General features: G+C 68.3%; 25 protein-coding genes and 5 pseudogenes. 14 read left to right on the top strand and 16 right to left on the bottom strand.

Annotation, left to right across the window (positions count from 1 at the left end; all coding sequences use genetic code 11):
- Positions 1-60 precede the first annotated feature (60 nt).
- Entirely contained in the window at positions 61-234 is a 174-nt protein-coding gene (locus J5X86_RS52620) for a hypothetical protein (RefSeq protein ID WP_308124831.1), read from the bottom strand.
- Here J5X86_RS52620 and J5X86_RS36660 point away from each other — a divergent pair.
- Positions 178-1105 (top strand): annotated as a pseudogene (locus tag J5X86_RS36660) (transposase). The gene J5X86_RS52620 and the pseudogene J5X86_RS36660 overlap by 57 nt on opposite strands.
- Before the next feature lie 474 nt (positions 1106-1579).
- Here J5X86_RS36660 and J5X86_RS36655 read toward each other — a convergent pair.
- Entirely contained in the window at positions 1580-1837 is a 258-nt protein-coding gene (locus J5X86_RS36655) for a hypothetical protein (RefSeq protein ID WP_243982373.1), read from the bottom strand.
- Positions 1838-2388: 551 nt separating this feature from the next.
- Between J5X86_RS36655 and J5X86_RS36650 the strand changes: the two genes are divergently transcribed.
- From J5X86_RS36650 to J5X86_RS36640, 3 genes are all read left to right on the top strand, one after another.
- Positions 2389-2799, top strand: coding sequence for a hypothetical protein (locus J5X86_RS36650; protein ID WP_208520980.1), 411 nt, complete (start codon positions 2389-2391; stop codon positions 2797-2799).
- 167 nt (positions 2800-2966) lie between these two features.
- On the top strand, positions 2967-3377 hold the full coding sequence (locus J5X86_RS36645) for an integrase core domain-containing protein (protein WP_243982372.1): 411 nt from the start codon (positions 2967-2969) through the stop codon (positions 3375-3377).
- Positions 3378-3591: 214 nt separating this feature from the next.
- Positions 3592-4203: a hypothetical protein gene (locus tag J5X86_RS36640; RefSeq protein WP_308124825.1), complete on the top strand. Its 612-nt coding sequence runs from the start codon at positions 3592-3594 to the stop codon at positions 4201-4203.
- A gap of 94 nt (positions 4204-4297) precedes the next feature.
- Here J5X86_RS36640 and J5X86_RS51230 read toward each other — a convergent pair.
- Positions 4298-4441 (bottom strand): annotated as a pseudogene (locus J5X86_RS51230) (LD-carboxypeptidase); the annotation flags it as partial.
- Positions 4442-4897: 456 nt separating this feature from the next.
- Here J5X86_RS51230 and J5X86_RS36630 point away from each other — a divergent pair.
- Positions 4898-5149 (top strand): transposase, encoded by a 252-nt coding sequence (locus J5X86_RS36630; RefSeq protein WP_208520978.1) that lies wholly within the window; start codon positions 4898-4900, stop codon positions 5147-5149.
- Between the two features lie 103 nt (positions 5150-5252).
- Here the strand turns inward: J5X86_RS36630 and J5X86_RS36625 are convergent, their stop codons facing one another.
- Genes J5X86_RS36625 through J5X86_RS36615 form a run of 3 tightly spaced genes read right to left on the bottom strand, consistent with a single transcriptional unit; the run spans position 5253 to position 6398 of the window.
- The gene (locus tag J5X86_RS36625) at positions 5253-5426 is read right to left on the bottom strand and encodes a CsbD family protein (protein ID WP_208520977.1); all 174 of its coding nucleotides are present in this window, start codon (positions 5424-5426) and stop codon (positions 5253-5255) included.
- Positions 5427-5440: 14 nt separating this feature from the next.
- Entirely contained in the window at positions 5441-5827 is a 387-nt protein-coding gene (locus J5X86_RS36620) for a hypothetical protein (RefSeq protein ID WP_208520976.1), read from the bottom strand.
- Between the two features lie 22 nt (positions 5828-5849).
- A complete protein-coding gene (locus tag J5X86_RS36615) occupies positions 5850-6398 on the bottom strand; it encodes a hypothetical protein (RefSeq protein ID WP_208520975.1) in 549 nt (182 codons plus the stop codon).
- A gap of 242 nt (positions 6399-6640) precedes the next feature.
- Here J5X86_RS36615 and J5X86_RS36610 point away from each other — a divergent pair.
- Together J5X86_RS36610 and J5X86_RS36605 are read left to right on the top strand one after the other, a co-directional pair.
- Positions 6641-6871: pseudogene (locus J5X86_RS36610) on the top strand (IS701 family transposase); the annotation flags it as partial.
- A 317-nt stretch (positions 6872-7188) separates the two neighbouring features.
- Positions 7189-7485: a DUF5994 family protein gene (locus tag J5X86_RS36605; protein WP_208520974.1), complete on the top strand. Its 297-nt coding sequence runs from the start codon at positions 7189-7191 to the stop codon at positions 7483-7485.
- Between the two features lie 52 nt (positions 7486-7537).
- Here J5X86_RS36605 and J5X86_RS36600 read toward each other — a convergent pair whose 3' ends face one another.
- The gene (locus J5X86_RS36600; RefSeq protein ID WP_208520973.1) at positions 7538-7936 is read right to left on the bottom strand and encodes a DUF5994 family protein; all 399 of its coding nucleotides are present in this window, start codon (positions 7934-7936) and stop codon (positions 7538-7540) included.
- Positions 7937-8381: 445 nt separating this feature from the next.
- Between J5X86_RS36600 and J5X86_RS51225 the strand changes: the two are divergent.
- The 5 genes and pseudogenes from J5X86_RS51225 to J5X86_RS36580 all read left to right on the top strand — a co-directional run bounded on the left by J5X86_RS51225 (position 8382) and on the right by J5X86_RS36580 (position 11571).
- A pseudogene (locus J5X86_RS51225) lies at positions 8382-8759 on the top strand (hypothetical protein).
- 310 nt (positions 8760-9069) lie between these two features.
- Positions 9070-9132: pseudogene (locus J5X86_RS53040) on the top strand (hypothetical protein); the annotation flags it as partial.
- 22 nt (positions 9133-9154) lie between these two features.
- On the top strand, positions 9155-10024 hold the full coding sequence (locus J5X86_RS53035; protein WP_374229328.1) for a hypothetical protein: 870 nt from the start codon (positions 9155-9157) through the stop codon (positions 10022-10024).
- Positions 10014-10775 (top strand): GAF and ANTAR domain-containing protein, encoded by a 762-nt coding sequence (locus tag J5X86_RS36585; protein WP_308124824.1) that lies wholly within the window; start codon positions 10014-10016, stop codon positions 10773-10775. The genes J5X86_RS53035 and J5X86_RS36585 overlap by 11 nt, the downstream gene beginning before the upstream one ends.
- Before the next feature lie 79 nt (positions 10776-10854).
- On the top strand, positions 10855-11571 hold the full coding sequence (locus J5X86_RS36580) for a GAF and ANTAR domain-containing protein (RefSeq protein WP_208520972.1): 717 nt from the start codon (positions 10855-10857) through the stop codon (positions 11569-11571).
- A 192-nt stretch (positions 11572-11763) separates the two neighbouring features.
- On the opposite strand, the gene J5X86_RS36575 is transcribed toward J5X86_RS36580, so the two are convergent.
- The 7 genes from J5X86_RS36575 to J5X86_RS36545 all read right to left on the bottom strand — a co-directional run bounded on the left by J5X86_RS36575 (position 11764) and on the right by J5X86_RS36545 (position 17709).
- Positions 11764-12072: an ANTAR domain-containing protein gene (locus tag J5X86_RS36575; RefSeq protein ID WP_308124829.1), complete on the bottom strand. Its 309-nt coding sequence runs from the start codon at positions 12070-12072 to the stop codon at positions 11764-11766.
- An 89-nt stretch (positions 12073-12161) separates the two neighbouring features.
- The gene (locus J5X86_RS36570) at positions 12162-12518 is read right to left on the bottom strand and encodes a PRC-barrel domain-containing protein (protein ID WP_208520970.1); all 357 of its coding nucleotides are present in this window, start codon (positions 12516-12518) and stop codon (positions 12162-12164) included.
- A gap of 9 nt (positions 12519-12527) precedes the next feature.
- Complete coding sequence (locus tag J5X86_RS36565; protein ID WP_208520969.1) at positions 12528-12920, bottom strand: ANTAR domain-containing protein; 393 nt, start codon at positions 12918-12920, stop codon at positions 12528-12530.
- Between the two features lie 84 nt (positions 12921-13004).
- Complete coding sequence (locus tag J5X86_RS36560; RefSeq protein ID WP_208520968.1) at positions 13005-13283, bottom strand: hypothetical protein; 279 nt, start codon at positions 13281-13283, stop codon at positions 13005-13007.
- A gap of 1183 nt (positions 13284-14466) precedes the next feature.
- On the bottom strand, positions 14467-15378 hold the full coding sequence (locus tag J5X86_RS36555) for an MBL fold metallo-hydrolase (protein WP_208520967.1): 912 nt from the start codon (positions 15376-15378) through the stop codon (positions 14467-14469).
- A gap of 50 nt (positions 15379-15428) precedes the next feature.
- Positions 15429-16397: a D-2-hydroxyacid dehydrogenase family protein gene (locus J5X86_RS36550; protein ID WP_208520966.1), complete on the bottom strand. Its 969-nt coding sequence runs from the start codon at positions 16395-16397 to the stop codon at positions 15429-15431.
- Complete coding sequence (locus J5X86_RS36545; RefSeq protein WP_208520965.1) at positions 16390-17709, bottom strand: MFS transporter; 1320 nt, start codon at positions 17707-17709, stop codon at positions 16390-16392. Before J5X86_RS36545 ends, J5X86_RS36550 begins: the two co-directional genes overlap by 8 nt.
- 204 nt (positions 17710-17913) lie before the next feature.
- Here J5X86_RS36545 and J5X86_RS36540 point away from each other — a divergent pair, with 204 nt between their 5' ends.
- A complete protein-coding gene (locus tag J5X86_RS36540) occupies positions 17914-18516 on the top strand; it encodes a TetR/AcrR family transcriptional regulator (RefSeq protein WP_208520964.1) in 603 nt (200 codons plus the stop codon).
- A gap of 58 nt (positions 18517-18574) precedes the next feature.
- On the opposite strand, the gene J5X86_RS36535 is transcribed toward J5X86_RS36540, so the two are convergent.
- Complete coding sequence (locus J5X86_RS36535) at positions 18575-18961, bottom strand: SDR family NAD(P)-dependent oxidoreductase (protein WP_308124823.1); 387 nt, start codon at positions 18959-18961, stop codon at positions 18575-18577.
- On the opposite strand from J5X86_RS36535, the gene J5X86_RS36530 reads away from it, so the two are divergent.
- Entirely contained in the window at positions 18942-19196 is a 255-nt protein-coding gene (locus J5X86_RS36530; RefSeq protein ID WP_208520963.1) for a hypothetical protein, read from the top strand. The genes J5X86_RS36535 and J5X86_RS36530 overlap by 20 nt on opposite strands.
- A gap of 122 nt (positions 19197-19318) precedes the next feature.
- Here the strand turns inward: J5X86_RS36530 and J5X86_RS52615 are convergent, their stop codons facing one another.
- A complete protein-coding gene (locus tag J5X86_RS52615) occupies positions 19319-20707 on the bottom strand; it encodes a hypothetical protein (protein ID WP_308124822.1) in 1389 nt (462 codons plus the stop codon).
- Positions 20708-20839: the final 132 nt, after the last annotated feature.

The raw sequence follows: 20839 nt of genomic DNA, 5'->3' as shown, positions 1-20839 counted from the left end.
GGATGTTCCATCGTGCTGCTGCGACTCCTCTACCTCACGCTTACCAACGTGTTCGCTCTCCTACGGATGCCGCCGATGACCGACGCCGACAAGAACATCGAGATTCTCACCCTGCACCACCAACTGGCCGTCCTTCAACGCCAGGTCGCCAAACCCCGGCTCACTCCGCCCGACCGCATATTCCTCGCCGCCCTGCTCCACCGGCTCCCCCGCACCACACTCCGGCGACTTCACCTGATGGTCTCCCCCGACACGGTCCTCCGCTGGCACCACGACCTCCTACGCCGCCGCCACGCCACCGCCTCCCGCCCCAAACGGCCAGGCCGACCGCCTACCCACCGCAGCCGTCCAAACCCTCATCCTGCGCATAGTGAGAGAGAACCCCAGCTGGGGATACAGAAGAATCCACGGCGAACTCGCCGCCCTCGGGGTCAAAGTAGCCCCCTCCACGGTATGGGAAATCCTCCAGCGCAGCGGCATCGATCCCGCACCTCAGCACGACCGCCAGACCTGGACCACCTTCCTCCGCGGCCAAGCACAGGCAAATCTTGCCGCCGACTTCTTCGAAACCCGGACGCTGACCGGTGCACGCCTGTACGTCTTCGCCGTCATCGAGCACGCCACGCGGCGTATCCGCGTTCTCGGCGCAACCGCCCACCCCACCGCAGCGTGGACCACACAACTCGCCCGGAACCTCGCCATGGACCTCCACGAGGCCGGCGCGACTGTGAAGTACCTGATCCGTGACCGCGACAGCAGATACACGGATGCCTTCGACGCCGCACTCGAAGACGAAGGCATCGCAATCATCAAGACCGATATCCGTGTACCCCGCATGAACGCAGTGATGGAACGCTGGATCCGCTCTTGCAAAACCGAACTCCTCGACCACACACTCATCTGGGACCAAGCACACCTCCTCCACACCCTCCGCGAATACGAGACCTTCTATAACCAGCACCGGCCCCACCGCACCCTCCACGCCGCGGCACCCCTGCGCCCACTCCCCCATCCCCTCACCAATCCCGAGCAGCTCAACCACCTCGACATCCGGCGGAAGGACGAACTCGGCGGCACTCTCCACACCTATGAACATGCCGCCTGACCAGCTCGGATGTAATAATCGGCACCCACAAGCTGCACGAACGCGTGATCTCCCGTCGGTCGTCAGCGTCGGCGAGCGGGCGGGGGCAGCCGGTCAACTTGTGGCCACTGCCCATGCTGTGGAAGCCGTTGACCAGGCAGGAGTTGGACGCCATGTAGCGTAGCTGGACCCTGCCGCCCCGGGCAGGGCCTTTGTTTACTACTCCAACGGGCGATGGCCGTACCGCCCCTGAAGAGCGCCACCAGCGCATCACCGAACTGAACGCCACCGCCCTGGCGTAGGGCCCTTCAGCCCCTGCTTCACCGGGCCGCGGCCCGTACCTCGGAATTGGAGCGCCGAGGTTCGGCGATCGGCCTGCTGGCACGCACCCGCGCGGAAGGCCTCCCTCAGGCGTCGGCGCGGCCGCGTACCTTCAGGAACGAAGCGACCCCGGCACTACGCCTGCCGGGGTCGCTTCACACTCCAACGGTTCGGTCAGCGGAACCAGACCAGCACCGGGATGCGGATCTCACGTATCTCCCGGAGGAGGACGTACTCGAACACGACGGGTTCGCCGGGAATCTGGAGGCTGTCGAGGTCGTCCACCGGGTCGCCGGGCGGCTGCCGTTCGCGGTCGATCGGGCTACCTGCTTCGAGGGTGCCGAGTTTGTGTTCCTCATTGAACGGCGCGGTCAGCCCCTTGGCGGCCTTCCAGTTCTCGCGCAGGTTGACGGTGGCGCCGAAGTCGTCCAAGAGGGACCCAAAAAGCGCACTTCCCGCAGATTACCGACTCCGAGCGCTCCACTGTTCGGGTGACGTGACGTCAATACGGTTGTCAGCGATGTAGCGCAAATGGGTTACTGTACGCATCCGAACAGGTGGGCCGCCCATCCCTCCACGGGAGAGTGGCAGCTGGCCCACTGGCCCACCGTCGGCCCCTAGAACGGCGTTCCAGGCCGGTGTGCCGGGTCGGGGTTCGGTTGCCGTCCTGACCGATTCCCTGAGTGCCCGCAGAGGCAGCGGTTTCGGGCCGGCGTGTTCCCTCACCACTGTTTCGATCGGCCTGAGCGGGAGGGCCGTCCACGTTCTCGGCGACAGAGCGCTGGCCCCTTCCCAGGCCCATAGGCCGATGTGGCCACGTCGGCCGATCGGGCTCCCGGGCGGCTGTGAGCCGCCGGCTCCAGGCCCCGGCAAAAACATCCACGGCAGCGCCCACTGATCGCTGACGAGCGTCGGTGAAGCACGGGACGCCGAGGACAGACCGTTCCTGCGCACATCCAGTCCGTCTGAGCAGGAGGCACATCATGCCTTTCATCCAGCAGAGCACATCGGGCCCAGTGACAGGCTCCGCCGAGTCCTTCGCCCCCATCACGGTCACTGGCGGGCAAACCACCCCACTGCTGCCTGGTGAAACCGCAGACGTCACCCTCACCTTCACCAACCCGAACAGCAATGTAAGGGCCCAGCTGATCTCCATTGCCGCCGGCGATGTCGTTGTCGACACCGTTGCGAACGCCGACGACATGGCGTACTGCCACGATCAGATCGAACTGTCCACAGCCGGCGTGGGCCCCCTGCCCACGCTTGACCTTAGCCAGGCCAACCTGCCATTCGTGCTGGCTGCGGCTGTGAAACTGAAGGAAGACGCCGACATCCGCTGTCAAGGGATGACGTTTCACACCACGTGGACGGTCCAGTCCCAGGCCGTCCGCTGACCGCGGTCCTCATCACCTACGCCATCGAATGAGCCGCGCGATGGACTGCGTCCCGGCGTAAACCGAAGGTCTGGCACACAGCGTCACTTCCAGTAACCAGCGACAGGCCCGTTGATCGTCCTCACGAGATACGTGCCTGAGCCTGGAAGCTGACACCACTTGTCGCTATGGCCATAGACCTCCAAGACGCAAACGCCAGGGCGAGGTACCTGATCCGGGACCAGGACGTCCGCTACCCAGCTGCCTTCGACGCAGTCCTGCAGGCCGAGGGCATCAAGGCCATCCAGACCGGCGTCCGGATGCCCCGCATGAACGCCATCACAGAACGGTGGGTACGGTCATGCCGGGCCGAGCCCCTCGACCGCACCCTCATATGGAACGAGACCCACCTGCTCCACGCACTACGCGAGTACGAGCAGTTCTACAACGATCACAGACCCCACCGCACCCTCGAAGGCGCCGCGCCCCTCCGCCCACTACCCGCGCCGATCGTCCAACCGAACAGCCTCGCCCACCTCAACGACCGCCGACGCGACCGCCTCAGCGGCATCCTCTACGAGTACCACCATGTCGCATGACCTGCACGGACGTACTTTTCGGCACCTACAAGGCTCAACGCGCCCCGATCGGGTGAGTCACGAACCACCACCCCCCTGATGCAGCGTCAGCCCTCTAGACCCGAAACGGGCACCCTGACCAGGGCAAATGGAGAAGCGCAACTGGAGGCCTAGCCGTCGCGCAGAGGTACCATCCACCACCAACATGAAATCGGCCCAGACGAGGGAGCTTGTGGTGGACACCTCCGCCAGCAACACCAACCTGAAGTCCCAATACGCGGCGCAGATCACCGCCGATCTCGAACGCCTCAGCTCCGAAATCACAGCACTGCACCGGCAACTGTCGGCGCTGGAAACCAACCGGGCGCTCCTGCTCAGCATGCAGCAGGCCCTCGGTGACGAAGCCACCGGTGACGTACCCGAGAACACCAACGTCAGCAGCTTGGAGAATGGCTCGTCCGCTGCACGGAAGTCTGCATCGCTGCCAGCGGCACGCAAGCCGAAGGAGAACACCAGTACGGCCACCGGCAAGCGGAAAGGGGCAGAGGCAGCCGGGAACCGCCCCAAGCGGGCACGGAAAGCGGGTGCACCCACGCTCCGGGACCTCATCCGTGACGACCTCGCCCTGCACGGTGAACCACGCTCGGCAACCGAGGTCACCGCCGCCCTCACTCAGGCTCTTCCAGACCGGGAGATCAAAGCCGCTGTCGTGCGCAGCACTCTGGAGTCACTCGTCGCCAAGGGCGAAGCTCACCGCACCAAGCAAAAGAGGTCCGTCTTCTACTCGACCACCGCCCCAAACACGGCTGCCGGTACAGCTGAGCCCAGCGAAGCAACCCCTTCCTGAGAGGGATTGCACAGAACATCCGGGCTGTAGCCGAGAGGATCGGTTTCGGGTCGGCCCGGATCGCGTCCAGATCGATCGAATCAAGATAGCCGATGGTCGTCTGTCCACCGGTATGCGCGATGATGGCCCGCACCTGCGGGTCCCGGAGCAGAACATTGAGTTCGTCGGCCTGCTCCGCCGGAGTGCCCGACGCCCACCAGCGATTCCGCGCCGGGCTGACCCGCACGCGGAAACCCATCCGCTCGAGTATCCGCCACGCCACGGGCAAGCAGTGGTTCCTCACCCGGCTCAAGCTGGCCCGAGGGCGCGGTAACGACCACGAGGTCGCCGGAACCAAGTCAAGCCCCGAAACCCCAGCTGGGCCCACCGACCGCCTCCACGCGGACAACCCAGGAAGGGCCGGTGCCGATGACGGGTTCGTCGGCACCCCGAGGACTCCTTCGACTGTGCCTGCCAGCCCCACTTCGCCACCCCAGACCACTAACGGACTGATGTGGAATCGGGCCCAGATGTCAACCCTCGAAGGATTTCCGGGGTGATCCCGCGCCGGCCCCAGGTGCGGCCCTTTGGCCGCCGACCGGTCACGCCCGCTTCGTCCTCGAAGCCGATGAACGCGCCGCAAGGGCGAGCGTCCCTCGCTGGGCGAGACGGACTGCATCCGCCTGCCCGGCTGAGCACCCACATCTCCAAGACGATGAAGGCACTCGTGGCCGAGCGGGACTGGCTGACAGTGGTCCTGCTGCCCGGGTATGCACCTGACCTCAGCCCGGTGGAGGGCCTGTGGGCGCACATCAAGCGGAGCCTGGCCAACCTGGCCGCCCGCACCCTCAGCGAACTGGAGACTCTGCTCCGCAAGCGGCTCAAGGCGCTGCAGTACCGGCACAGCATCCTCGACGGATTCCTCGCCGGGACGGGGCTCGCTCTCGACAGACCGGACGGACCCTAATACGCCGAAGTCAGTAACCTCATTTTGATCCCAGTCCTCAACGTCGTCACGGCCCCGGAAAGGTTGCCACCCCCAGCCGCGTCCTGTGATCGTCTACCGCGGATCAGTGCCGGAAGGCGTCCTTGATCTTCGAACCGGACTGCTTGGTGTTGCCCTTCACCTTGCCGCCGCGCCCTTCCGCCTGCATGCGGCGGTTACCGGTGACCCGGCCGAGCGTCTTTTTGGCGCTGCCTCGGACTGCTTCGGCCGTGTGGGCCATCTTCTTCCCGACATTCATGAGTGAGTGCCTTCCTATCGATGGGCGGTGCGGTGCCCGAATAGATGCGGTCGGCCATGGCGCCGAGTGCCGCGGGCGGACTCGTCGTCCGCGGGCTCGTTTCTGCCAGCCACCTCATCGCGATCCCGGTCGACCGGCGCGGCCTTCCGGCGGTGCCGTGTGAGCCCTTGGCGCGCGGCGTGCCTGCGGCGCACGGCGGCCATCATCAGGCTCAGCCCGAGCAGGGCGGCGGCCCCGATCACGATCCCGGAGAGAAACACCGTTCCGGTGTAGCCGGCGCCGTTGAAACCGAACACAGAGAAGCCCTCGGTGAGCGCGTGCCCACCGCCGAGGTTACCCAGTACGCCCACCACGCCGATGACGGCCGCCGCGGCCAGGATGATGAGCCCTATGAGCAGCATGTCGCTCTCCTTGCCTTGAGACCTATGTGTCAAATGAAAGGTTGCGGCCCACGCCCGTCTCGCCGTCGTCCGCCGTTCGACCTCGCAAGGTCCGCCTAACCTCCGTCACCGAAGCCGCCTCCGAAGCCCCGCCGTCACCGAAGCCGCCTCCGAAGTCGCTCCCGTCGCCGTAGCCGTCTCCGTGGTCGCCCCCGCCGCCGGTCCGCGCCGCCACATCGGCCACGAATCCGTCCAGGACCGCCGGGAGGTCACCGTGGTGCCGGCGCAGGTTCTGCCGCGCCAGTGCCTGCGAGACGTGCCCCGGCAGTACCACCGAGGCGTCGGAGGCCGCGCCGAACGATGAGCCGAGCGCCACCGCGTACACGCCCGGCCGGGCGACGGCGGCACGCAGCCGGTCGAAGATGCGCTCTCCTCCGTACGCGGGGTCGTCCGGCAGGACAGCGACGTAGATCGGCACGCCCGTGTCTCGGATGCTGCCTGCCAGCTCGCGCGCCTGCCCGGCACTCAGTGCGCCGGACGCGCGATCCACGTAGACGAGGCTGCTCCGCAGCGCGTGGGCGATCTTGTGCACGCTGGTTTCAGCGTGAGCGGTACCCCCGGCCGTGAGGAGTGCCGCCGCCAGAGGGACGGGTGCGGCCAGCGCTAGCGTGTCCGGGCGCCACGGTTTGGTGGTCACGAAGCTCTTTTACCCGGAATCGGGGTGTACCTCACATAACTGTCGATTCCGGTGTGTGCCCGCGCCACCGCCGGCAGACTGCCCGCGGTGACGTGCTCGGAGCTGGAGGGGGCGGACGTCTTCCACGTCATGGCCACCTGCCCCGGCAGAAGTGGAAGCGCCGCTCCTGCGGCGAGGGGGCCCACGGCCGGCGGATCTACGACTGGGCCCGCGTCGAGGTGCGGCCCTGGCACCGGCCCGACCGCCGCCACTGGGTCATCGCCCGCCGCAGCGTTGCCCGGCCCGAGGAAATCTCCTACTACATCGCCTACTGCCCGGCCGAGACCACTCTGGACGACCTGATCCGCGTCGCCGGCAGTCCATGGTCAGACGCCTGATCACCCGCCTGACCGACCACATCCCGCACCGGTCGCACTCTCCCGCCTGCTACTCCTCGGAGGACTGTCGCCGACGGAAGTGAGCCGCGTCCAGGCGCGGTCCGTTCGGCCTCTTCGGGGAGTAGCGTGAACTCATCGGGAGTATTTCGCACACCGGCCCCGATGCCGGTGTCGTTCTTGGTGAGCAACCCGCTACGGGCCGTGCCCTTCAGGGCCCCGACCGCACGCCTCGCGCTGAAACCCCTGAGTCCTTCACCAGGGCACGTCGAGTCGAGTTGGACGGCGCCTGGTGGCCTCGTTCACATGACATGACACCCGAACTCGCCGCTCTGGCGGACGTACTGGATCCGCTGTGGGGACGGATCACCCGTATCTCCGTCAACCCGCGCTACTGGTCGATCATCCCGCGCGAGATCTTTGGCAATGGCGATGTGGTGAAGGTCGGTTGGTACGGCGGGCCGCTGGGACCTCCTGGTCATACCCCCGGAGACCAGTGTCTCCTCGGCGGCCCGGCTGATGGCCGCCGCGAGTGCGAGCACCGGCCCGGCGCCGACCGCGACCGCACTCATGACGGCGGAACAGGCCGGCGACACTTCCTCGTGTGACGGTCGTCGTCAGTGCCCTGGTGATCAGCCGGCGCGTCCGTGGTAGTCTGGATCAGACGTGACCGCCCGCGGCGGATGCCAGGAGCGGTTCCGCGGCCTCCTCGGTCGTGTTCGGAGGGATGACCAGCAAGTCCCAGCGCCCCCGGCCGGGGGCGAGCAGGACGACCGTGTGCGGGGTGGATGCCGCCAGGATCCTGCGCAGTCGTACGACCTGGTTGGAGACGAGCATCCGGCCGGGCCTCGCGGACCATTTCGCCCCGTTGACCGTAACGCTACTGATGTGGCCCCACGCACGCGGCAACCCGGCGAGCAGTCGTGGGAGCTCCGCGAGCAGGTCGTACGAACGAGGCCACCACGCGCCGTCAATGGGTCGGGGCAGACCGCCGAGGGGGGCCAGGCGCAGACGGAGAACGGGATGGGAGGGAAGCGGGGGTTGCAGTGCGGTGGTCATGAAGGCTCCTGCCAACTGCCTTACACGGATGGGTGGTTGCTGCCAGGTACGACGGGCGGCGACACGGGCGCGCCGTCACCGCGACATACAGCCGCTCCCCGCCGTCGCGCGCGGGCACCGGGTCGTCCGGCGGAAAGAGGGACGTCCCGTCGTAGCCCTGGGACGGCGAGGCGGTGTCCGACGGAATCGCTATCGCTGTCGTGGATGCGGTGGTCATGAGCGACATGCGGGGCTCCTCGGCCTCGGTGCGGGTGGCGCGGCCGGGGTCAGGGGCTGCCCCTGTGATGGGAGTCGCGGGGACGGGGCCGGTTCGGACACCGGTATGCGAAGAGCCCTCGCTTCGCCCACCGTACTCCCGCGCTCCGAAACGAGGCGGGCCGGATCGCGTGGCCACCGCGTTGACAGGGGTGTCGGCGGACGCTGATTGGCAGCACGGCGTAGGGCCATGCCGCTCCGGAACACACGGCGAAGCATTCCGTCTTCCCGCCCCGCCCAGACCCCGCGGGGACCCGCGGGGCGATCCGGGGGTGCTGCAGAACGCCGTACCCCGGGCCCGGAGCCGCTGCTCCCGTCAGCCGAAGGGGACGAGAGTCCTGCCTCCGGCGCGCCCTCAACACCTTCGCCGACAGTTCGCGCGAGGCGCTGGAAGAGGCCGAGAGCGCCTACGGCGAAGCCACCGCCCAGCTGGTGAACGCCCTCGCGGAACGGCGGCGTCTCCTCCGCGCCGGCTGGAGGAGCAGGCCCCCGAGACACCGTTCCGGACGAACTCCGGGGCGCGGCGAGGCAGTACCGGGAGATCACACAACGACTGCTCCACCTCTAGGCGGCCGCAGGTCCGCGCTGCGGCGGAGCGGGGAGTAGTGTGGAGAACGCTGAGGGCATTTCGCACACCGGCTTCCATGCCGGGTCGTTCTCGGCGAGAGATGAAACCCGGGCCGCCGCAGAGGCGGCCCGGAGACGGGTCCGCATCATGTCGGCAACCTTGCATCCAACCCTGCCGCACCACGAGTCCGCCGCAGCCCCGGCCGCGCGTCTCGCATTGAAGACCGACGGCACGTCCCGCGGACTCCTGGACGGCGCCCTGGTGGCCCCGCTCCCGGGATCTGTTGAGCGAACTGCCCGCATTGACCGACGTGTTGGCCCCCTTGTGGGGCCGCATCACCCGCATCGCCGTCAACCCGAAGTACTGGCCGGTCATCCCCCGCAAGGTTCCCGTGGATGGCTGCCGCGTCCGACTACGACGGCCCGCCATTGACCGCGAGCGCGCTCATCGCCGCGGACGAGGCCGGGCACGCCGTCTCCGCGGCCGACCAGCCACTGGACCCGGAGGAGACATGGGAGTACGAAGGCGGCGCCTCCTCGGTGTCCGCGGCCGCACTGGTCTGTCCCGCTTGCGCCTGTTCTCGGGCGATGGCGATGACGGCCGAGCCCGGATGGGGACAGTCACGGAAGGCGGGGGACGGCGAGCCCTGCGCCATGGCTCTGGTGCGGTTGCGTGGGCTGAACCGTTGGCTGGTGGAGGGCCTGCGTGAGGATCTGGCGGATCTGTATGCGGAGTCCCGTGTAACGGCGCCGGGTGATCCATACCGCCGTCCCAGCCGTCAGGACTTCTTGGGCCGTCTCACCACGGATATGCGCCGATTGGGATTCGTCATGGTGATCGCCGGGACGGACAGCCTGATGGGATGCGCCTTCGGATTCCCGGTACGCGGCGACGGCTCCTGGTGGCTCGGCTTCGAAGGACCATTGCCGCGCAGCATCGAGCAACTCACCGCGGCTGGCAGCGTCTTCGCGTTCGACGACATCCTGATCGGGCCGCACCCGCAGGATGGAGGTCTCGCCCGTCGTTTGCCGGAGCGGCTGCTGACCGGCCACCAGGCATCACTCGGCGCCACCTTGGTGGACCAGGCCGATCGCCCGGCTCTCGCCGCGCTCCGCTCCTGGGGGTGGCTGGACATCGGAGAGCTTCGCAGGCCGGCGGAGCCCACCACGTTCCGCGCGCTGGTATTTCCCCTCGGGGAATGCACCACGGCGAGGCTGGAGGACCTCGTCACGATGCCTGGAGGCGGTGGCCCGGGTGGGGCCTGACAGCCGGTCGGCCCGCATTGGGATGCTGGTGGCCGAACAGGCGGTCCGACGAGGTGCCCGGGTCGGTGTGGTGGATGTGTGCACCGCGGCCGTGGCCGCGCTGCCGGTCGGCGGGGCCGGGCTGTCGGCGATGTCCCGGACCGCGGCGAGTCATCCGTTGTGCAGCACCGACGACATCAGTGAGCAACTGGAAGAGCTCCAGCTCATGCTGGGTGAGGGGCCCTGCGTGGACGCCTATCTACGCGGCTCGGCCGTCCTGACACCCGATCTGCGCACCACCGAACTGCAGGATCACTGGGCCGTGTTCGCCGATGCGGCCCTGGAAGCCGGAGCCCGCGCGGTCTTCTCGCTCCCCCTGCAGCTGGGGGCGATCAGCCCGGGAGTCCTGGACCTGTACGCCAATGTTCCGACCGTACTGGACACGGAGGAACTGGCCGACGCACTGGCCTTCGCCGATCTCGCGACGCTGCTCCTGCTCGATACAAGGCTCGAGGGGACGGGCGCGCCGGCCGGAGGGCCGATGCCGGACCGCAGCTTCGAGGACCTGGGCGCGTACCGGGCGGAGATCGACCAGGCCAGCGGCATCCTGACCGTTCAACTCGGAGTCGGCATCGAAGAAGCCTTCGTCCGGCTCCGCGCCTACGCCTATGCACAGGGACGCCGGCTCGCCGACGTGGCCGCGGACGTGGTGGCCCGTCGGCTTCGTTTCTCCCCGGACGCGCCGCCGGATCAGACCGAGGAGGAGACCTGAGGTATCGGTGCCGGCCCACGAACGTGCCGTACTTCCCGCCCCTTCGGGCAGGAACTAGTCTCAACCGAGGGTGCCCATGATGGATCAACAGCTTCTGGCCAAGACCTTCGTCGAGCTGGCCGACAACCTCGTCGCCGACTTCGACCTCATCGATTTCCTGCGCCTGCTGACCGACCGCTGCGTCGGCATGCTCGACGCGAGCGCCGCCGGGGTGCTGCTCGCCGACCGGGACGGCAAACTCCGCGTCATGGCCGCCTCCGACGAACAGGTGCGCCTGCTGGAGCTCTTCCAGCTCCAAAACGACGAAGGCCCCTGCCTCGAGTGCTTCCGCACCGGCACACCGGTGATCGTCCCCGACCTCAGCACGGTGACCGCCCGCTGGCCGCGCCTCGCGGTGGCCGCCCAGCGCAGCGGGTTCGCGGCAGTCCAGGCATTGCCGATGCGTTTGCGGGACGAGGTCGTCGGCGCGCTGAACCTCTTCCGCACCACCCCCGGCCCCTTCGACCCGGCCGCCGCACCCATCGCCCAGGCCCTGGCCGACGTCGCCACCATCAGCCTGCTGCAACAACGCACCGTCCACCGCGGCACGGTGCTCAACGAACAGCTGCAGAGGGCGCTGAACAGCCGGGTACTGATCGAACAGGCCAAGGGGAAACTCGCCGAACGCCAGGGCATCGACATGGAGCAGGCGTTCACCGCGCTGCGTGGTTACGCCCGCGCTCACAATCGGCGCCTGGGCGACGTGGCCCGTGCCTTCATCAACGACTCGGAACCCCTCGCCGGTCTGGGGTCCTGACCCATGCCCTTGCGCCAGTGAAGTGTCGACGGCGAAGCAGTGATCAGGCGGAACGGACGAGGAGCCGCACGACCGGTGATTGAGATCCACGAGGTGGGCTACACAGCAGAGGTGTCCGACGGCCGGCCTGGACGAAGGCACCGGAGAGTTGAGCTCACAGCTCCCGGTGCCGTCCGCTGGGCATGTACGCCCTCATCTCCGGTCCGCCATATGGAGGCGCCGCAGTGCTCGGCGCAGCTCCCGCTGTATCGGTTCGGGGAGCCTGTCCGTCGTCATGGCGACCAGCGCCGCAGCCACGTCCCGGAGCTTGATGTTGCAGTGCTGCGACACGTCCACCAGCAGGTCCCAGGCCCGGTCGCTGGAACACGGCGCCAGGGCCATCACCATGCCGCGGGCCTGGTCGATCACCGCACGGCTCTCCAGCGCCTGCCCCAACTGTTCGTTTCTGGAGCGCAGTTCGGCGACCTCGGCCAGCAAAGCGGCGTCCTCCGCTGAAGGCACAGTGCTCAACAGCCGCGCTTCTTCACGGGGCGGGGTCACCCTGGTGCATGGTGCGTACCTCACAGGGCAGTCATCCTGTCCGTAGGTGGTCAGCGGCGCGCCAGTTGCCGTTCGCCGGCCGCACCGGGCTTGTAGGCCAGTCCGTAGTGCTTGAAGATCGCTTCCTCCTGTTCGGCGGGCAGCACGTCATCGGTGCCGATCGAAGGGGCCTGCTTCACCAGCGTTCTGACATAGCCGACCCTGAGATAGCCCGGCCCGGCGATCGCGTCCTCGATAGGGACGAAGACCAGACGATGCCGGGTAGGCAGTCCGGTCCGTACCGTGGCCATGGCCGGCTCATCGGTGGTGGTGTCCACATAGACCGCCTCAAGGACACCGATCTTGTGTGACTCGATGTCGACGACATCGTGGTTGCGCCATTCTCGGACGTCGGCCGCGTGAATCATGGCCTCTCCCTACCTGGACGATCCGCCCGGTTGTCGTGAGTCGCACCCCTGGTTTTCCGCGTGAAATCGCCGCAGCGTACGACGCAGCTCCCGCTGTATACGGCCCGGGAGCGGCTTGCCCTCCCAGGCGCCGACCAACGCCGCGGCCACCTCTGGAAGTCCGGCGTCGCACTGCCGTGAGACATCCACCAGCAGGTCCCCGGCCGCCCCACGGCGGCAGGGGGTCAGGACCATCACCATGCCGCGGGCCTGGTCGATGACCGCACGGCCGGCCAGCGCCCGCCGCAGCTGATCGTTCTCGGCACGCAGTGCGACGACGTCCTGGCCCGCAGGTGCGTTCCCCCACGTGGCCTCGGCCCGCTGCTCCCACCACTCCTCTTGAATCACGCTTGCGCGCTGCATGGCATGTACCTCTTAACCATCTCGACGTTTCCGGCCTGGCTGAAGCTGTGCCCAGACCCCGTGGCCATCGGGCCACTTCGCGGTTCACCTGCGGTGTTCGCGGTCCCGACGGTCCTCGCGCCGCCAGCGCGCCCGGTTCTGGCGGCTGTAGCGGCGGTCCCAGCGTTCCTGACGATTCCGGCGCCCCTGGTAGTCCCGGTAGTCCCCGAGATCGGAACTGCCGCTACCGCTCCGGCCTCCGCCACGATCGCGGCCGTAGGAGGTGGCGCCGTAGACCAACACCGCCGCGGCCACCCACCAGATGGGATTGAGGAAGCCGAAGCCGAACAGGACCATGATGAGGATGAGGAGCAGGACGAACACGGTGGGCCTCCCCGGGAGCAGGACACAGCATCGATACCGGGGACTGGGGCTCACCCCACAGCGTAGTCCTGCCCAGCGGTTGTGGATACCGTGCGAGGTAAGACCGTCCCGTCCGGCATGGATGGCTGCTTGACATCTGTCGGGAAAGCGCCGGTCGTCACGGATCCCGGCGCGCCCCGATGCGTCCCAAGCGGGCACCGATCCGCTGCCCGCCGCGTCGCACGCAGCTCGCGGGCTGTCGATGGCGCGGAATGATGGTCGGCCGTGCCGCTCCGACTGGGCTACCTGACTGTGACCACGCACGCGCCGCCTTGCTGCGCCTGCTACACCACGCCATGCTCGGCATCGCCTGCCTGACCTGATCCTCCATGCCGCCCGGGGTGCCCGCGGTCCGGATGGCCGGCGCGCCGTGGACATCGGTGATCGCCACGTCGCTCACCCTGGTGGCGCGGGCCCTGGCCGGGAGGTCACCGATTATGCCCGGGCAGTGGGTCGGTTGTGGGAAGCCGTCGCCGATCTTCCTCTCCCACTCGCGTAAGAAGGCGTCGAACCCGCGCGGTACGGCGCCCGGGATGGTGGTGTCCAGGGACAACGCCCGATGGCCCCGTCGACCTCCGCTCCAGCGCTGTTCACCGCCGACCCGTCCCTCGCGTTCGTCGCTGCGACGCTTGCTTGTGGCGCTGATGTTCTAGCGGAACGTCGCTCTGGTTCAAGTCTGCGCTGTGCCGAACTTCCCAGGCTGCGGAAGCAGCGGAAACCCGAGCGGTTGTAAGCCCGACGTACTTGAAAGACGAGAGACCCGTGAACCAGGAAATTCCGGCCGCGTGGCCGTCATCACGGGTGCCGGTGCGGGCCTCGTGGGGCCGCTGTCACGCACAGGTTCGCACCGGCGCATTGCGGATGCGACGCATCGTCACCGCGACCTGCTCGCCCGGATCTGCACTCTGGCCGCCGATCCGTCCATGGTCCCGGGCGACGGGGGTCCGACTGTCAGCCGGACCCCGCTGCAGACCGACCTCACTGCCGTTGATCCCCATGACCGCGCCGCGCCCCACGCCGCTGACGTCTCGAAGCCCTGCTCAGCGAGGTCATAGGCGTAGCTGATCAGAGGCCCGACCGCCACCCGGCCGGGCACAATGCCATGTTGATGGACGTCTGGGTGATACCTCGGGCGGGCGAGGGCTTACCGGTTGTCTGTCGTGTCCTGCCAGGGGCGCCAGCGGCCGGTGTCGTCGACGGTGCCGAGTTGCTGGTCGGCGAAGTGCACGCCGAAGCCGAAGACGTCGTCCTGGGAGAGGAATTCCACGAGCCGGCGGCGTGAGGTCTCGGCCTGGGCCCGGTCGTGGTCGAGGACGACTTCCCAGTCGGGGTGCCGGGTCTGGACGGGAGAGTGCATGGCGTCACCGAAGGCCACGATTCGGCGGCCGTCGCCGGTGTCGAGGATGAAGGCGGTGTGCCCGGGGGTGTGTCCGGGCAGCGCCCAGGCACGTACACCCTCGGTGATCTCGGTTCCGTCGGCGACGGCGGTGGTTCGTTCGCTCTGTCCGGCGAGCCGGGGTCCGTCGGCGGGGTCCAGGCCCCGCAGTTCTCCTTCCCCGACGATCCAGCGCGCGTGGGGGAACAGGCTGCGCGGGTCGTCGACGGCGTCCGGCCTGGCCCATCCGGTGTGGTCGTCGTGCAGGTGGGTGAAGGCGACCGTCTCCAGCGTGGCCGGGTCGACGCCCAGGCTTCGAAGGTGATCGGGGAGGGTCTGTACGTGGTCGAAGCCGTGCTGGAAGTGTTCCGGGTCCTCGCCCGAGATGCTGCCGTGGCCCGCGTCGAGGAGCAGGCGCTTCCCACGACGCTCGACGAGCAGCGCGCCGCATCCCATGGCCAGGTGGCCCGCATCCGTCATGTGGGGGCCGTGCTCCGTCCAGTCCTCGTGGGCGGAGGCGGGGTAGACCCGGGTGGGGATCATGTGGACACCGGCGTCGGGGACGTAGGTGATGGTGAGGTCGCCCATGGTCCGTGTCCACAGGTGCGGCAGGCGGCCCCCCGAATCGTCGGCGGGATCGTACTGGAGGTGTGCGGTGGTGGTCTGCTCGCTGGGGGGCATGGTGGGTCCCTTTCGTCGTACGTGAGTGAGGGTGTAGGGGTGCGGTCCGTTCACGGTGTTGTGAGTACGCGGATCGGTGCGCCGGCGGCGTAGGCGAGGATGTCGCCGAGTGCGTCGCGGTAGAAGGTCTCGTAGGCGTCGGCGGTGACGTAGCCCAGGTGCGGGGCGAGGACGGTTCGCGGAGCGCTGCGCCACGGCGAATCGGTGGGCAGCGGCTCGGTGAAGTGGACGTCCAGGGCGGCTCCGCCCAGAGTCCCGGCGTGCAGCGCGGCCAGCAGTGCCTGCTCGTCGACGACTGGGGCGCGGGAGGTGTTGATCAGCAGCGTGTCCGGCCGCATGAGGGCGAGTTCGGCGGCGCCGATGAGGCCGACGGTGCGTGGGGAGAGTCGGACGTGGAGCGTCACCACGTCCGAGGTGGTGAGTAGTTCCTGTTTGCTGACGGGGGTGACGCCCAGTGTTTTCGCGTGCCCGGGGTCAAGGTGGGCGCTCCAGGCGACGACGTCCATGCCGAAGGCGACTCCGACCTGGGCCACGCGGCTGCCCACGTTGCCGAGGCCGATGACGCCCAGGCGGGCGCCGTGCAGGTCGCGACCCACGGTCTGTTGCCAACCGCCCGCGCGCAGGTTGCGGTCCTCGGCGGGGAGCGAGCGGGTCAGGGCGTGCAGGAGCCCCCAGGTCAGCTCGGCCGTTGAGGTCAGTCCCGCGGGGCGGGTGCCGGACACCACGATCCCTTGCCGCGCGGCAGCGGCCGTGTCGATGGCGGCGTTGGCCGGGCCCGTGGTCACCAGCAGACGCAGGTTCGGCAGCTGGTCGAGCACCTCTGCGGGGAAGGGGGTGCGCTCGCGCATGGCTACGACCACGTCGAACGGTCGCAGTGCGGCGACGACTTCCTCAATGCCGCCCAAGTGCTCGGAGAAGTAAGTGAGTTGGGTCCCCTCGGGCAGGGAATCCCAGGCGGCGTACCGGTGTGCCGTGCGCTGGTAGTCGTCGAGGATCGCCACTCGGCGGATCTCAGGCATGAGCGGTCTCCTGGACGTCTGCGCGGTCTGTGCCCGGGGAAGAGGGGGCGGTTGCGTGGGCGGCTTCGTCCGCTGACGGGTCGGGGAGTGGTTCCGCGGGGCTCGGGCGGAGGAGTTCCACGGTCCAGATCGCGAGGCCGATCAGTGCGATCACCGCGCCGAGCGCGGCGATGCCCGCCCAGCCCACGAGCGGATACAGCGCAGCTGTCAGGGCGGACGAGACGGTACTGCCGGCGAACGCGGAGACCATGAGCGCTGTGGTGACCCGGCTGCGGGCGTGCGGGATGCGGCGGTACAGGACGCTCTGGTGGCTGATCAGCAGTGCCTGCTGGGCCAGGTTCAGCGCCACGATGCCGACCATCAGCGCGCTCAGGCCGAACGGACCTCCTTGGCCGGCGAGGGCGAGCACGGCCCAGCTGCCCGTCAGCACGATCAGCCCGCCGGTGGTCACCTGGCGGCCACGGCCGCGGTCCGCCAACCGGCCTGCCACTGACGCGGCGGCGGCGCCGACGACCCCGACCAGACCGAACAGGCCGATGACCGCGGGACCGTACCCGTAGACGGGTCCGGCCAGCAGGAACGACGAGGCGGTCCACAGGACGGTGAAGCCACCCATGCCGACCGCGGCCAGAGCCATGCGCCTGCGCAGCAGCGACTCGGTGCGCACCAGGGTCACCACCGAAAGCAACAGCCGGGGATAGGGCGTCTTCGCGGTCGGCGGGATACGACGCAGAACCAGGCGCAGGGTGATCGCAAGCACCACCATGACGAACGCCGCGAAGACGAACACCAACCGCCAGTTCCCGAATTCGGCCAGCGCCCCGGCGACGGTCCGCGCGAGCATGATGCCGATGAGCAGGCCGCTCATGACTGTGCCCACCACCGCGCCACGTTCATGGTCGGCGGACAACGAGGCCGCCATCGGCACCACGATCTGCGCCACGGCGGAGGTCACCCCGACCAGCGCGACCGCAGCGTAGAGCGCGCCCACTGAGGGAGCGGCCGCCGCACCGAGGAGAGCGACGGCACTCAGGGCGAGCAGTCCGCTCACCAGCCGGCGCCGCTCCAGCACGTCACCCAGAGGCACCAGCAGGGCCAGCGAGAGCGCGTAGCCGATCTGCGACGCCGTGACGATCAGCCCTCCGGCTCCCTCGGAGACCCCCAGCGCCTGGGAGATGACGGGCAGCAACGGCTGCGCGTAGTAGATGTTCGCGACGGCCGCGCCACACGTCACTGCCAGCAACAGCACCATCGCGCGGCTCAGTGGGGAGGGGACGTCGACGCCGCCCGTCCCGAATTCTGGATCGTTCATGCCGATATGCTCGCTCCGGCTCGACATGCCGGTCAAGCCATTTCGGATTGATTGATCCATAAGTGATCGAGGTCACTGTGAGCCGTCGGTACGCGGACGCTTGAGTGCTTGGCGCTTGGCGCTTTGTGGAGCAGTTGGTCCAATATGGGAGGCAGAAAAGCGCTCCCGTAGCGGAACGCTCGTCTTGTGATGCAGGAGGTTCATATGCCGCCGGCCGGCCGTCCCCGCACCTTCGACATGGAGGCCGTACTGGAGGCCGCGATGCTGCTGTTCTGGGAGCAGGGGTACGAAGCGACCTCCCTGGCACAGCTGCGCGCCGCCACCGGACTGTCCTCCGCGAGCCTGTACGGCGCCTTCGGCTCAAAGGAGGGACTGTTCAAACAGACCGTCGGGCACTACATGCAGGGACCGGGCCGCGCCGCCGATGCCATCGAGGACCGAACGCTCAGCTCGCGAGAGGCCGTGGCCGGCATGCTGCACGGCTCGATCGACATGCAGGCCGACTCGTCCCACCCCACCGGCTGCCTCATCGCCCTGTCCGGCACGATGCGGCCGCCGGGGGAAGAGCACGCCAGCGTATGCGCGACCGTATCGGCGCGGCGAAAAGCAGACCGGGTGCGCATCAGGGCGTGCGTGGAGCGGGGCGTCACCGCGGGCGAACTCGCTATCGACACCGACATCGACGGCGTGACCACCATAATCCACGGCTTCCTCCTGGGGATCTCCACGCAGCTGCGTGACGGAGTGCCCGCAGCGGCTCTGCACTCGGCGGTCGACATGCTGCTCGGCAACTGGAGCTGCGGATAGTGCAGCCGGCCCGCCGTGTGCGGAGGGGGCGCCCGTGACCAGGTACTGCTGGGGTGGATCAGTGGGCGAAGGCGACGGATTCAGCGAGATCCTTCTGCGTTTCGAGCGCGGTGAGACATTCGTAGATGGCGGCGGCGAGCTTGGCGGGGTCACCGGTGAAGACGTTCTCGTCCGCGGTTTCGAGATAGCGCCGGGTCTGGCCGACGGCATTGTCGCGGTAGACGGTCGTTTCGATGGTGTATTGGCGGGCCGAAGCGAAGCCGGTGCGGGTGGCGCCGGGCTCGACCAGAGTGAGGTGGATGTTGAAATCGGAGACCTCGCGGCTGACGCTCTCGGTGAAGCCCTCCAGCCCCCACTTGCCCGCGTGATAGGAGCTGTTAGTGCAGAGAAGGAAGGTCCGGCACGCGGACACGGTCGACGTCGCCGTGGTCGGCTTCACCGGCACGGCGCGGCATCCGAAGGCGCTCGCCGTACGGCTCCCCGACGGGCGTGTAGCGCTGACCCAGCGGCTGAGCACGGCGCTCGCCTCCGGCATCGCCCCGCACATGGTCGTCCCCCAGGACGGGCAAGAGTTCACGAAGGCCGGTGACTCCTGCACGCCCGCCGAAGGCGATGCCGTGGTGGAGGTCGTAGCGGGCACGACCCGGCACGCCGTCGTCACCGTGGTGCGGCTGCGCTGACCAGCAATGACGTCGGTCGGCGGTCCAGAAACCCGTAGCGGTGGAGAGGGCGCTTGGCAGAATCAGGTGGGTGGCACCGGCACAGCACACATCGCAGCAGCACCTCATCTCCCAGGTCTTGCTCAAGCAGTTCCCAATGCCCGGACCGAAGGGCGCCGGCGAGCAGTTGCTCCCGTTCGACCTGCACAAGCGGATGCCCACCAGCCGATGCGGCTGGGTCGAGAACTTCGTCGCCGTCGACTCCCCTTCCGCCGAAGCACTGTGGGGCGAGGTGGAGAGACTCCCTCCTGCGGCGTTCTCCCCCGTGCACGCCGGCACTCCGTTCGCCGACGGACTTGCTTCACGTGGCCGTGCTGCGCGAGCGCGAGACGGGCCTGCATCTGTCCGGCCCGGCTTCCCTGGGCGCCTTCGCTGATCGTCTCGTGGAACGGTCCTCGGTCACCCACGATTACGAGAGCGGCAAGCTCTTCCGCACCAGCATCGAGGACACCTTCTACAAGATGCGGGACCTGGCGTCGACGCGGCGGCTGGAGGTGATCACGCCCGAGACGGGCCAGTTCCTGATCGGCGACAACCCGGCCCTGACCATACGAACGGCAGGAAGCAGAACCACGTACGGCATGGCCTTCGGCGACGCTCAGACCCTCGTACTTTCCATCGGCCCAAGGCACATGCTGGCCTTGGGCCCGGACAAGCGTACGAAGGCCGTCGTACCGGGGCCACAACTGGCTCAGGATGGTCGGATCCGTGATCTTCGTGTCGTCGGCGAGCAGCATCGCCTTGCTGAGGACGACGGCCAGGATCCGGTCGCCCTCGAAGGGCAGATAGCCGGTCTCCGCGCCTGCGTCGCCCGACTTCGAGACGATGCACAGGTACTGGTCGTTCGGGCTCATCAGGATGTTGCCCGAGCCCAGGTGGATCTTGTATGTGTGGCGCTCGCCCTTGACATACAGGAAGCGGCCCTCCAGGTGGCAGCGGTCCGCTATCGCCAGCCGCGGAATCAGACGCTCCAGGAGCGCCCGGCGGATCTCTGCGCTCTGGTTCAGCTCGCCGAAGCCGTACGACGTCCAGTACTCCCGGAAGCGGCCGCCGGGGCCGCCGTCCTGCCACGCCGGGTCGTTGCCGACGCTGGCCACGCCCACGAACAGGTCGACGTCGCGCAGCACTTCGGAGAGGACGAGGGGCGGGATCTCGGTGAGGGGCAGCGGCTCGACGGGGTCCTCACCGGCGCGCGGATACTGCCGGTACCCGGAGTCGTCGAAGGGGTAATACTCGTTCTCCAGGGCGTCGATCGGGTAAAAGCGCACCTGATCGGTGCGCAGCCGCAGGAAGCTGCCCGACTCGGTGGCGTCCTCCTCGTCGAACGGCTCGCCGTCACCCTTGATCCAGTACTCGGCACGCAGCCCCCACTGACGCAGCTCCCGGCTGGCCGGCGGCGAAGATTGGTCCGAGAAGTGCGGCACCTGCCAGTCGGACCACTCCACGATCCCGCCGTCACGCTGCACGAACACGGACAGGCAGCCACAGCATCCACCCGTGCACTCGGGCTCACCCAGCACTACACGTCGCCCCTCGCCGGCCGCCCAGAGAGGACCCGGGCCCTCGGCCGGCAACGCCTCCTCGACAAACGGGCCGCGGCCTCC

The sequence above is a fragment of the Streptomyces sp. NEAU-YJ-81 genome, from assembly GCF_017592595.1.
Classification (GTDB): domain Bacteria; phylum Actinomycetota; class Actinomycetes; order Streptomycetales; family Streptomycetaceae; genus Streptomyces; species Streptomyces hygroscopicus_B.
This window is presented reverse-complemented; position numbering and strand designations above follow the sequence as displayed.